This is a genomic window from Streptomyces sp. NPDC042371 (assembly GCF_056437465.1).
The window spans coordinates 896370-908497 of sequence record NZ_JBWKAP010000001.1 but is presented as its reverse complement, the minus strand read 5'-3'; the positions used below and the strand labels follow the sequence as shown (position 1 = coordinate 908497).

General features: G+C 72.3%; 11 protein-coding genes. 6 read left to right on the top strand and 5 right to left on the bottom strand.

The window, feature by feature from the left end:
- Positions 1-1252 precede the first annotated feature (1252 nt).
- The 3 genes from AC068B_RS04005 to AC068B_RS03995 all read right to left on the bottom strand — a co-directional run bounded on the left by AC068B_RS04005 (position 1253) and on the right by AC068B_RS03995 (position 2736).
- Positions 1253-1501 (bottom strand): hypothetical protein, encoded by a 249-nt coding sequence (locus AC068B_RS04005; RefSeq protein ID WP_478668821.1) that lies wholly within the window; start codon positions 1499-1501, stop codon positions 1253-1255.
- A gap of 170 nt (positions 1502-1671) precedes the next feature.
- On the bottom strand, positions 1672-1851 hold the full coding sequence (locus AC068B_RS04000) for a DUF397 domain-containing protein (protein WP_478668820.1): 180 nt from the start codon (positions 1849-1851) through the stop codon (positions 1672-1674).
- Between the two features lie 3 nt (positions 1852-1854).
- The gene (locus AC068B_RS03995; protein ID WP_478669241.1) at positions 1855-2736 is read right to left on the bottom strand and encodes a helix-turn-helix domain-containing protein; all 882 of its coding nucleotides are present in this window, start codon (positions 2734-2736) and stop codon (positions 1855-1857) included.
- Between the two features lie 231 nt (positions 2737-2967).
- On the opposite strand from AC068B_RS03995, the gene AC068B_RS03990 reads away from it, so the two are divergent.
- Genes AC068B_RS03990 through AC068B_RS03980 form a run of 3 tightly spaced genes read left to right on the top strand, consistent with a single transcriptional unit; the run spans position 2968 to position 4101 of the window.
- Complete coding sequence (locus AC068B_RS03990) at positions 2968-3465, top strand: ATP-binding protein (RefSeq protein ID WP_478668818.1); 498 nt, start codon at positions 2968-2970, stop codon at positions 3463-3465.
- 50 nt (positions 3466-3515) lie between these two features.
- Positions 3516-3869 (top strand): hypothetical protein, encoded by a 354-nt coding sequence (locus tag AC068B_RS03985; RefSeq protein WP_478668817.1) that lies wholly within the window; start codon positions 3516-3518, stop codon positions 3867-3869.
- On the top strand, positions 3862-4101 hold the full coding sequence (locus tag AC068B_RS03980) for a hypothetical protein (RefSeq protein ID WP_478668816.1): 240 nt from the start codon (positions 3862-3864) through the stop codon (positions 4099-4101). Before AC068B_RS03985 ends, AC068B_RS03980 begins: the two co-directional genes overlap by 8 nt.
- 96 nt (positions 4102-4197) lie before the next feature.
- Here AC068B_RS03980 and AC068B_RS03975 read toward each other — a convergent pair whose 3' ends face one another.
- The gene (locus AC068B_RS03975; protein WP_478668814.1) at positions 4198-5331 is read right to left on the bottom strand and encodes a mechanosensitive ion channel family protein; all 1134 of its coding nucleotides are present in this window, start codon (positions 5329-5331) and stop codon (positions 4198-4200) included.
- A 265-nt stretch (positions 5332-5596) separates the two neighbouring features.
- Between AC068B_RS03975 and AC068B_RS03970 the strand changes: the two genes are divergently transcribed.
- Entirely contained in the window at positions 5597-6133 is a 537-nt protein-coding gene (locus AC068B_RS03970; protein ID WP_306335859.1) for an HNH endonuclease, read from the top strand.
- Between the two features lie 110 nt (positions 6134-6243).
- On the opposite strand, the gene AC068B_RS03965 is transcribed toward AC068B_RS03970, so the two are convergent.
- Positions 6244-9315 carry a beta-N-acetylglucosaminidase domain-containing protein gene (locus AC068B_RS03965; protein ID WP_478668813.1) on the bottom strand — a complete coding sequence of 1024 codons (3072 nt, stop codon included), beginning with the start codon at positions 9313-9315 and terminating at the stop codon, positions 6244-6246.
- Positions 9316-9721: 406 nt separating this feature from the next.
- Between AC068B_RS03965 and AC068B_RS03960 the strand changes: the two genes are divergently transcribed.
- On the top strand, positions 9722-9958 hold the full coding sequence (locus AC068B_RS03960; RefSeq protein ID WP_055569296.1) for a hypothetical protein: 237 nt from the start codon (positions 9722-9724) through the stop codon (positions 9956-9958).
- Positions 9958-12111 (top strand): 4-alpha-glucanotransferase, encoded by a 2154-nt coding sequence (gene malQ / locus AC068B_RS03955; protein ID WP_478668812.1) that lies wholly within the window; start codon positions 9958-9960, stop codon positions 12109-12111. Before AC068B_RS03960 ends, malQ begins: the two co-directional genes overlap by 1 nt.
- Positions 12112-12128: the final 17 nt, after the last annotated feature.

The following is a 12128-nucleotide window of genomic DNA, read 5'->3' as shown; positions in this document are numbered from 1 at the left end:
CCGCCACGGTCGCGGCTGGGCCAGCCGCGCGGCCTCGCCGCTCGGGCCATCCGCTCGCGCGGCCGGGTGCGGTCCGGCCCATCGTGCGTCGCTCTCACGGTTTGGGGTGGGTCAGCCGCTCTCGTTGCCGGGTGCGGACCGGCCCATCGTGGGCGAGAGCGACAGTCGATGCGCTGTGCCCGGCCGAGGGCTGCCCCCTCTCCGTCACCTACTTTTGGAAAGTTGCGAAGGGATTCCCCGCGCGCCCCCACCCCTGCCGGATGCGCCCCCGCGCATGCGGGCGTCCCCTGCCGGATGCGCGAGGTGTAGGAGGCGTGGGGGGTGTGGGAGCGGGTGGTTGGGTCGGGCCGCCCCCTCCGGCACCTACTTTGGGAAAGTTGCGAAGGGGATCGCCGCGCGCCCCCCATCCAAGCCCCATGCGACCCCCGCGCATGCGGGCTTGCCCTGCCGGATGCGGGAGATGAGTGGTGGGCGGGACGGCGCGCGGGGTGTGGGAAGGGGGCGCGCGGCGGGTCGGTTCGCAACTTTTCCCAAGTAGGTGCCGGAGGGCCCGGGGCTCGGGGCCCGGGGCTGGTGGCGCTTGGGGCGGGGCGGTCGCCGCCCGCACGCCATGCCGCACCCACACCCACACCCGCACCCACACCCGCACCCACACCCGCACCCACACCCACACCCACACCCACACCGCGACGGTGACGGCGAGGCACGATGGGCCGGACCGCACCCGGCAACGAGAGCGGCTGACCCACCCCAAACCGTGAGAGCCACGCACGATGGGCCGGACCGCACCCGGCCGCGAAAGCCGATGACCCGAGCGGCGAGGCCGCACGCGTGCGGTGAGGGTGACTCACGTTGGGCCGGTCCGCACCCGGCAGCGCGAGGGGATGACCCATCCCAGCCGGACCCGTAGCCCCCACCCCTGGCCGTCCGGGTCAAAGTTCACGTGCGGTGCAGGGGCGGGAGTCAAGGGTGGAGCGCAGCGGAATCGGCGCAGCCGACGCGACGCAGGAGCGCCCTTTACTTCCGGCCCGGAACCGCCACACTCCGGAAAAGCCGGGCGGCCCCGGTGGCCAAACGGCGCAGGCCCACCGAAGCCGCCGACCGTCAAGCTTCGCCGACGATGCGGGGCCGCACTGCCCAGTACAGGCCGGCGGTCGGACCGGTGAGGTCGGGGCCCCGCGTTGCCGTCGCCTGCTGCCCCCGGCGCGGTGCGCCAGGGGCAGTGGTCCTTCTCGGTGCGATGTCAGCGATGTCAGCGGTAGTAGATGGGCATGATGTGCTTGCTGTCGTCGCACCACACCTCGTTGTACCCGGCGTCATGAGCCATCGGAAGCTCCGACGCCTCGCACGCCGCCTTCGAGGGGTAGGCCTCGGCGCCGATGGGGACCCAGCCCGCGCCGGGCGGGTCGGCGGCGAAGGCGGTGGTGCTGGTCAGCGGAATGGCGATTGCCGCCGCGCCGACAGCGAGGCTGACACCGATACGAGTACGCCACGACTTCATGGTTTTCTCCTTGCTCGTCCTGCCTGTTCTGAGCTGGTCATACTCAGAGGCGTGGCTGAGCCACGGATTCCACCCTGGTGCGTCGGGTCCGCGCTCCTCCAGAGACCCAGGGGCAGCCCTCCGTGCGGGAGGCGTTGTCCCTGAGCGCGTCAGCGTCGCCCGAACCGGCTTCAGCGCAGTGACCCCGTGAAGCGTGTCCAGGCCGCCGGGGCCAGGCGGAGTATCGGGGTGTCGGGGGACGGGTCCTTGGAATCGCGGATGGCCACAGTTCCGGGCACGTTGCAGGCGACTTCTACGCACTCGTGCGTGTCTGTGCTGTAGCTGGACTTTGCGAAGTCGAAATCGGGCACGGTTCACATTCCCTTACGGATGCTGTCGATAAGCGTGATGGAGTCGCGTGGGGCCAGGCCAAGCCGGGACGTACGGTCGAACAGGACGCTGAACGTGTTGCTCTCCACCTCGTCCTCCACCCAGGCCATCCCCGTGATGGTGTCACTTTGGACCACATCAAGGGCCTCGTCCTCCGCGAAGGAGATGATGCTGAACGGCCCCGCGATGCATGGGTGCGCGCCAGCACGGAACGGAAGCACTTGCAGGCGTACGTTCGGCAGTTCAACGAGTTCCAGAAGGCGCTCCAACTGGGCCTGCATGACAGCGGGGCCGCCGACCTGTTGGCGCAGGGCGGCCTCCCAGATGACCGCGTACAACTGGAGAGGCCGCTCGCCCAAAAGCCGTTCCTGACGTCTCTGTTTGACGACGGCCCGACGTTCGATGTCGTCTGGATCGACCCAGGATCCCTCGCTGACGCAGAGCGCGCGGGTGTACTCGGGGATCTGGAACAGGCCGGGAATCAACGATGACTGCCAACTGCGGACGCGGTTGGCGACGTCTTCCATCGCGATGTACTCGGCCATGACGTCGGTGTCGGGTGAGATGGTGCGCCACCACCCCTTGGCCTTCCGGCGCTCCCGATCGAGCTTTGCCAACTCCAGGAGTCGGGTTACGGACTTGGAGTCCTCCAACCCGTAGAACTCGCACAGCACGCGGATGTCTGGGTCCCGCATCGGCACCCAGCCTCGCTCCATCTTCACGATCTTCGTGCCGGTCGCATTGATGGACTCAGCGGCCTGCTGCTGGGTCTTTCCTGCGGCATCGCGCAGTCGGAGCAGTTCTCCACCGAGCCTGCGGGCCAGGACAGTTGAGACCTGTCCCTGTCGGGGCTGAGTTGATCGCATCACGGTCACAGTGTGTCCCACTGCCCTCGATGCGATGGCGACTTTCACTCGTTCAGGAAGAACTTCCTGAAGTTGATTGCTCTCAGAGTTTTATGACCGCTACGTTCAGTGCTCAACCGCTAACCCAGCGGCGCGATTTCGCGGAAGCGCACCGTCCTGCCCCCTGCAAGGGACCCGCGGGAACGGCAGAGCCACCGTCGCCCCCGACCGCACAAGGAGGTGCGCGTCACCATGGCCGAACCAGCCCGCTCGGACCCGGCGCCCCAGCCAGCCGTACTCCAGGAGGACCGTCTCGACTACACCCCGCAGGCCCGCAGCGTCGGCCTCGCCCGCCGCAGGGCCGCCCGCCTCGTCACGGAGTGGGGGCACTCCGCCCTCGCCGGTGACGCGGCCCTAGTCGTATCCGAGCTGATGACCAACGCCCTCCTCCACGGCAGCCTCCGCGACCGCCTCATCCGCGTACGGATCGCCCTCACCGCCGACGCCCTCCGCGTTGAGGTCACCGACCCGCGCGGCGAGCGCCTGCCGGAGCCGCGCGCGGCGGAGGGCGGGGACCAGTTCGGGCGCGGGCTGCTCCTGGTGGGCGCGCTGTCCGACCGCTGGCGGTGCGAGCCGTGCGCCGCCGGGAAGACGGTGTACGCGGAGTGGGACGTCCCGGGCGGCCGCGCGATTCGTGGCGTCGTGTGCGATCTGGCGATGGACACGAAGGGGCGACTGGAATGGCGCTAGCGTGGCCATGTGCCGCACGAGTGCTGGAAGAGCAGAAGGGACGGTCACCGATGACCATGCCGCATGTGGACGGGGACAGCCCGATCATCCCTGCGCCCGAGCTGACGCTGCCCGCGCTGCGACAGGCCGTCGCGATAGTTGCTCCTGCCCGGCTCCCCGAGTTCTTCGAAGACCTTCAGAAGGCATTCGTACGTGCTGGGGACGAGGACAGCGTCGTCCCGATCCGGATGTTCTACCGGCAGTGGGCCGTCGTGGTCGAGATCGAGCGGCACCCTGATACGGCCCGGCGCCTGCACACCGCCGAGCAGGCACTGAGCAGCCCTGACTCCGAGGAGCGCGACCGGGCGGTACGCGAAGCCGGTGACATCGTGCGCGCTGCACATCGCGAGGTCGAGGGTGGCTGAATGGAGTTGGGAGTACTACCAGGACGACCTGATGGACGGGCTGCCGCACATCGCACGCGGTGAAACCGAGCGGCTGGCCAACGAGATCGCCATCCGCGAATCCATGGTCTTCCTGGAGGGTGCCGCATACACCGGGCCCGGTCCAGGTCTGCGTACCGAAGCGCGAGGCAAGCTCATGCTCAGCTACCTGACCGATGTGCGGGGAGAGCGGGTCGTGGTGGTCTCCAGGTGAGCTGGTTCGGATGACAGGGCGATGAGATACATACGTGAAGGGGGCGCCCGGAAGAATTCTCCGGGTGCCCCCTTCACGTAAGGACGAGAAAGACCTCTACTTCGCCAGGTTCGGCGGCGGAGGCGGTATCGGGGACGCCGCCAGGGACTGCGGGGACGTCGCCGAGGCGTAGGCGGAGGGGGCCGAGACGCCTGCCGAGGGGTCGGGCGCCGCCTCCTCCGCCGCCAGCGGCAGGCCGCCCACGATGCGGATGCCCGCCTCGTCGAACGCCCGCTTGATGCGCCAGCGCAGCTCCCGCTCCACGCCCAGGGACTTGCCCGGCATCGTCTTCGCGGAGACGCGGACCACCATCGAGTCGAGGAGGACGCTGTCCAGGCCCAGGATCTCCACCGGGCCCCACAGCCGCTCGTTCCACGGCTCGTCCTTCGCGATGGCCTCGCCGACCTCCGCCAGGGTGGATTTGACCTTCTCCAGGTCCTCGTCAGGGCGGACCGTCACGTCGACGCCCGCCGTGGACCAGCCCTGGGAGAGGTTGCCGATGCGCTTGACCTCGCCGTTGCGGACGTACCAGATCTCGCCGTTGTCGCCGCGCAGCTTCGTGACGCGCAGGCCGACCTCTATGACCTCGCCGGAGGCCACGCCCGCGTCGATCGAGTCGCCCACGCCGTACTGGTCCTCGAGGATCATGAAGACGCCGGACAGGAAGTCGGTGACGAGGTTGCGCGCACCGAAACCGATCGCGACGCCCGCCACACCCGCGGAGGCGAGCAGCGGCGCCAGGTTGATCTCGAAGGTGCCGAGGATCATCAGCCCGGCCGTGCCGAGGATCAGGAACGAGGCCACCGAGCGCAGCACCGAGCCGATGGCCTGCGAGCGCTGGCGGCGGCGCTCCACGTTCACCAGGAGCCCGCCGAGCGCCGTGCCGTCCACGGCCTGCGCCGTGCGGTTCATGCGGTCTATGAGCTTGGTGATGGCGCGGCGCACCAGGACGCGCAGGACGACCGCTATCGCGACGATCAGCACGATGCGCAGACCGATGCCGAGCCACGTGGACCAGTTCTGCTCGACCCAGCTCGCCGCGTTCGTGGCGCTCTCCTGAGCGTCCTCGAGCGTGGGCGGCTTGGTCTTTTGCGGGTCGTCCGGGTCCGGTCCGGCTGCCGACAGGACGGACAGGAACACGGCAGGTACCTCCAGGTATCGCGGCCTGCCCGGCGAACGAAGAACCGCCATCTAAGCGGAACCGGGGGAACCGGGCAGACCCACCACACTAACGGGGCATCGTGTGTGGATCGTTGTCATGTTCTAGGGAGAGACGGTGCTCACCGGGGAAGAACGAGGAAGAACCGAGTGCTGTCCCCGTACCGCGTCCGCTGTGGTCGAAAACACTTCAAGGCCGTTACGGGCACATGCTGGCGCTACGACCAGGCATGAGGGGAGACTGACTGCAGATCGTCCCGGCGCGAGCCACGCGCCGCCGGCGTACAAGGAGGCATCCGTGCCGCATGTCCTGGTCCTCAACGCGTCGTACGAGCCCCTCGGCGTCGTACCGCTCCGCCGCGCGCTCGTCCTCGTCCTGGAGAACAAGGCTCTCTGCCTCGAGGAATCCGGCGCCTTCATGCACAGCGCAACGCGCACCGTCCCCGCACCCAGCGTGGTCCGCCTCAAGCGGTTCGTCCGGGTCCCTTACCGGGGGCCTGTTCCGCTGACCAGGCGGGCGCTGTTCGCCCGCGACGGCGGTCGGTGCATGTACTGCGGTGGCGTCGCAACCAGCGTCGACCACGTCATTCCGAAGAGCCGAGGCGGCCAGCACGCCTGGGACAACGTGGTGGCTTCCTGCCGCCGCTGCAACCACGTCAAGGCCGACCGGCACCTCATGGAGCTCGGCTGGCGGCTGAGGCACAAGCCCGCGCCGCCATCGGGCCTCGCGTGGCGCATCATCGGGACCGGACATAGGGATCCGCGCTGGCTGCCGTACTTGCAGCCGTTCGGCGCGGAGGACGCGATGGCCCGGATCGACGGCATTTCTGCCTAGCAATCGATCCGGGCTTTGTTGTACGTGAAGTGATGTACGTGAGGTGTCGTACGTGAAGTGGTGCATGTGAAGGCGTGCGGCGGACGCGTACGACGGGCGTGTGGCGGTCGCTATTTGTCGGCGACCGCGTACGCCTCCACGGACCAGAGCGAGTAGCCGAAACGCGTGGCCCGCCTGTCGCCCTGCACGCGGACGAAGCGGGTGTCGCGCGCGTCCATGCGGACCGCCTCACGGCCGCCCCCGCCGTCCCGCACGGTCGCCGCCGTGCGCCAGGTCCTGCCGTCGGCCGACGTCTGCACGCGGTAACCCGCCGCGTACGCGTCCTGCCAGCGCAGCACCACCTGGCCGAGCCTGACCGGCTCCGCGAGCTCCACCTGCCACCACGCGCCGTCCTCGGCCGGGGACGACCAGCGGGACTCCGGGTCCCCGTCGACCGCCGCCGACGCGGGGAAGTCCTTCGTCTCGTCACCCGACGACGACGCCTTCGCGCCGCGTGCCAGGTCGGGCCCGGCGGTGCGCGGGAAGGCACGGACCGAGACCGTGCGGGTCTCGTCGCCGAAGGTCACCGGGATGTCGTACGTTCCCGCGCGCGTGCCCGCGGGGACCGTGATGTCGAGGGGCACGTCGACCTCCGTGCCGCGCGGCAGCGTCGACTCCCCGGGGACCCGCACCTCGATGCCCCCGGGAGCCTTCGCCCGGAGTCGGCCGCGGACGTCGCCGGGGCGCAGCGAGCGCAGCTTCGCCGAGACGCGCAGCGGGCCCCCGCCGATCTCCGCGTCGGCCTCGGTGCGGGCCAGCGAGAGGCGGGCGTCGGGGGTGTCGGCGAACCAGGGGACCAGGTGGCGGACGGCGCCGACTGGGCTGTCTGGGCCGTCTGGGCTGTCTGTGCCGTCTGTGAGGGCGGTGCGGATCGCGTCGGCGCGCAGGTCCTTGTGGTGCTGCTTCGTGAGGTCCAGCTCGGTGAAGCCGCTCTCCGAGAGGGCGCCGACCCGCCGCCAGCCCTCGCCGGGGACGTGCGCCTCGACGGTGCCCTCGGTACCGGGGTCGGTCAGCGCCGTCACCGCGGTCAGCGGGCGGACGCGGCCGAACCGGGCCGTCGCGCCCTGCGAGGCCCGCTTCCCATCGGTCCCTGCCCAGGCGGCGTACGCCTTCTGCGTACGCGCGAGGAACGGGTCCAGGACGCCCTCGCCGACGGTGACGCCGCTGGTCCGCAGCTCCTTGCGGAGCTTCGTCAGGGCGCGCGAGCCCCGCCAGGCGGCCGCGCCGTCACCGGTGGACTGCGCGGCCAGCAGGTCGACCGCCCTCTCGCCCGCCTCGCCGTAGCGCGCCAACTGCTCGATCCAGGGGCGCACCTCGGCGTCGAGCTCGCTGTCGGCCAGGCGGCGCGGCGCCTCCCGCATCACGGTGAAGGCGGCCCGCAGGCTCTTCGCCGCACGCTCGTTCCGGGCCCGGTCCGTCGTCGTACGGGCGTCCCAGAAGTCGCGCATGAGCGGCCGCAGATACGCGGACTCGTCGGCGCCGAGCACGGACGAGGCGTCGTTGCCCGCCAGGGCCCGCAGCGCGCCCCGCGCCTTCGGGTCGCCGCCCGCGAGGTCGTCGATGGCGGCGAGCCAGGACTCGTGGGGGCGGTAGGCGCGCGGGTTCCAGGCGTAGTCGGCGGCCGTGAAGAGGGGGATGCGGGAGGCGGACGGCTGCTCCATGGCGTTGCCGAGGAGGGCGGCCGAGCCGGTGGCGACGGCGGGCTCGCGGCCGGTGTAGGGGCCGAGGAAGATGCGGTCCTGCGCGAAGTCGTTGACGGGATAGTTGTCCATCGTGACCAGCGGGTGCGGGCCGAACGCCCGGCGGGCGCCCGCGAGTTCGCGCCCCGTGATGGTCCTCGGCACCACGCCGACGCCCGTCCACGCCACCTCGACGCGGCGGTCCAGCGCGTGCGAGAGGGCCGCGCGGTACTCCGTCGTCCCGTCCTGGAAGTACTCCGTCGGCATCAGGGAGAGCGGCCCGGCGCCGGGGTGGCGCGCGGCCAGGTGCGCGGCGACCGCGTCGGCCACCCGGGCCTGCGCCTTCGCGGCGGCCTCCGGACCCGACCCGAAGGTCTCGGCGTCCTGCTCGCAGTGCCATTCGCTGTAGCTGACGTTCTGGAACTGCAGCTGGAAGGCGCGCACGCCGAGCGCCCACATGGCGTCGAGCTTGCGGGTGAGGTCCCTGACGTCCCGATCGGACGACAGGCACATGGCCTGGCCGGGCGAGACGGCCCAGGCGAGCGTGACGTGGTTGGCCTCGGCGCGCTTGGCCAGGGCACGGAAGTCGGCGCGCTGGTCCGCGGGGTAGGGCTCGCGCCAGCGGGCCTGGCGGTACGGGTCGTCGCCGGGGGCGTAGAGGTACCGGTTCTGCTTGGTGCGGCCCATGAAGTCGAGCTGGGCGAGGCGCTGCTCCCGGGTCCATGGGGTGCCGTAGAAACCCTCGGTGAGGCCGCGCACGGCGGTGCCCGGCCAGTCCCGGATCTGTACGCCGGGGAGGGTGCGGGGACGGGGGCGGTCCGCCGCGGGGCCGGTGAGCTGTCGCAGGGTCTGGACGCCGTGGAAGAGGCCGTCCTCGCCGGTGCCCGCGAGGGCGACGGTGTCCCGCCCGTCGACGCGTCCGACGGCGAGCCGGTATCCGCCCTTCGGCAGGTCGCCGAGCTCACGGGCGCCCAGCGAGCGCAGCGCCCGGTCGGCGCCTGCCCCTCCGGCCCGGACGACGAGGCCGCCCGCGGGCAGCGGGTCGCCGTCGCGCACCTCGGTGACGTGCCGGGCGCCGGAATCGCGGAGGAGGGCGCGGAGGGCCTCCAGGGCGTACGGGTCGATGGCGGGGCCGGAGTAGGAGGCGGCGCGGCCCGGCTCGGCGCGGGGGACGACGAGCACGACGTAGTCGCCGAGCGTGACGGCGCTGCCCGAGGCGCTCATCGACTGGGGGCGCGGCCAGACGGACGGCAGCCGGGAGTCGCTCCTGGGCGCGCCCCTGCTGGCGTCGTCCGGGGAGCCTGGGGAGCCTGGGGAGCCTGGGGAGCCTGGGGAGCCCGGGGAGTCCGGGGAGTCCGGAGAGGTGGCGGGGGCGCCGGGCCCGCCGGGTGCCCCCGGGCTCGCGAGGGCGCCGGGCGCGCCGCCGAGCGCGCCCGCGATCACGGCGACCGCGACGGCGGTCACGCCCTTCCTCCGCCGCACCTGCACGGGCCTTGCCCCTGTCTCTGCCCCTGGGGTCCTTGCGGTCCCTCGCGTCACATGTGGCAGCGAGCCCACCACTGCGGCGGCGGGGGTGTCAACGGGGCCGGGTACCGGGCGGGGGATTCTTCGCGGAACCTGCGCGAATCGGGGGGTGGAGGCCCTAGGGGGCCTACCGGGGACCGGCCGCCGACGGGGTCCGCCGTGACGGACATCTTCCCGGGAGCCGCAGGGCCGGAGCCCGTTCTTCCGGGGCGGGACGGCCCCCGTGAAACAACTTCCGTAGCAAGAAAGGTATGTGACCAGGGTCACGTTGTGGCACCGTATACGTCTGCGCGCCCGCGCACTGGGTAGGGCTGCCGAGACCTGCCCCCTGAGAAGGAGCTCCCACGTGGCCGCTTCCGCAAATCTTCTGCTGTCCGCGCTCTCCAAACAGGTCTCCCACCCCGACTCGGGCCTCGACGGCTCCTGCTCCTGCGGCTGCATCGAGCCGCCCCTCACCAGCGAGCCCCCGCTCGCCGACGCCGCGCCGCTCACCAGCGAGCCGCCCCTCGCCGACGCCGCCCCGCTGACCAGCGAGCCCACCTCCACCGGCATGGCCTCGGGCCTGGACTTCATGGGGGTCTGATGCCCCTTGCCCGGCTGGCCGCTTCGTACGGCGTGGCCACCTCCTACTCCCCGTCCCCGGGACGCACCGTCCCCGCCACCGAGTCCGCGGTGATCGCCGCCCTGGCCGCGCTGGGTGTGGACGCGAGCACTCCGCAAGCCGTCGAGGCGGCGCTGTCGGCGCGCGAGGCCGAGCAGGCCGCCCGGCTGCTGCCCCCGACGGTGGTGGCGTGGACGGACGGTCCGCTGCCCCCGTCCCTCGCGGGGCTGCCGCCAGGCACGCGGGTGCGGGTGGAACAGGAGGAGGGCGGAACGGTCGAGTGGGAGGTCCCTGCGGCGCGCACCCCGCGGCTCCCCGAGGCGCTGCCCACCGGCGTCCACCGGCTCCGCGTACGCCCCCCGGGCCCGGGGGAGGGCGCCGAGACCGGAGAGGCCGGAGAGGCCGGGGAGACAGCCCACCTCATCGTCGCTCCACGGCGGCTCGCAACCCCGGCGCGACGCACGCACGGCCTGCTCGTCCAGCTCTACTCGCTGCTGTCCCGGCACTCCTGGGGCATGGGGGACCTCGGTGACCTCGCCGAGCTCGCCGCCTGGTCCGGCCGCACGCTCGGTACGGGGTTCGTCCAGGTCAACCCGCTGCACGCGGCCGTGCCCGGACCCGTGCAGGGGCCGGGCAGCGATCCCTCCCCGTACCGCCCCTCCTCCCGCCGTTTCCCGGACCCCGTGCACCTGCGCGTCGAGGCGGTCCCCGAGTTCGCGTACCTGACGGGCGTGGCGCGGGACCGGGCCGACGAGCTGTGCCGCCGGGCCGCCGCGCTGCGCGAAGGGGTGCTTCGGCGGGGCGCGCTCATCGACCGCGACGCGGTCTGGGCCCTCAAGCGCGAAGCGCTCGAACTGCTCCACGCGGTCCCCCTCGGCCCCGGCCGCCGCGCCGCCTACAACGCCTTCCTCGCCGAGCAGGGCACCGCCCTGGAGGACCACGCCACCTGGAACGCCCTCGCCGAGACCTACGGCCCCGACTGGCACTCCTGGCCCGCCGCCCTCCGCGACCCGGCCTCCCCGGGCACGGCCCGCGCCCGGCGCGAGGCGATGGACCGCGTCGACTTCCACAGCCGCCTCGCCTGGCTCACCGACACCCAGCTGGCCGCCGCCCAGCGCACCGCGGCGGATGCGGGCATGGACATCGGTCTCGTGCACGACCTCGCGGTCGGCGTGCACCCCGGCGGCGCCGACGCCTGGGCCCAGCAGCGGCACTTCGCCCCGCGCATGTCCGTCGGCGCCCCGCCGGACGCCTTCAACGCGCGCGGCCAGGACTGGGGCCTGCCGCCCTGGCGCCCGGACCGCCTCGCCGAGTCCGGCTACGCCCCGTACCGGGCCCTCCTGCGTGGCCTGCTCAGAAACGCGGGCGCGCTCCGCATCGACCACGTCATGGGCCTGTTCCGCCTGTGGTGGATCCCCGAGGGCCGCGAACCCATCGAGGGGACGTACGTCCACTACGACGCCGAGGCGATGCTCGCCGTCCTCGTCCTGGAGGCGCACCGCGCGGACGCCCTCGTCATCGGCGAGGACCTCGGCACGGTCGAGCCCGGCGTCCGCGAGACCCTGCGCGAGCACGGCGTGCTCGGCACCTCCGTGCTCTGGTTCGAGCGGGACTGGGAGGGCACGGGGCGCCCGCTGCCCGCCGAGGCCTGGCGCGCCGACTGCGTGGCCACCGCCACCACGCACGACCTGCCCCCGACCGCCGCCCGCCTCACCGGCGAGCACGTCCAACTCCGCCACGACCTTGGGCTGTTGACCCGCCCGCTGGCGCAGGAGCGGGCCGAGGCCGCCGCGGACGTGCACGAGTGGCTGGGGCTGCTCTCACGGCTCGGACTGCTGCCCGGCGGCACCGGCTGCGAGGAGGACGAGATCCGTGCCGTGCACCGGTTCCTGCTCGCCACCCCGGCCCGCATGATCGGCATCTGGCTCCCCGACGCGGTCGGCGACCGCCGCCCGCAGAACCTCCCCGGCACCTGGGACGAGTACCCCAACTGGCGTCTGCCGGTCGCCGATGCCGCCGGACGCCCCGTCACCCTCGAAGAACTGGCCGCCTCCCCGCGTCTGCACGCCCTCATGGCGGTGTTCCGTGACGGCGAGTGCGCCCGTACGGCACCCCCGGGCGCGCACCCCGTTTAGGAGTTCGCTACGTTGGC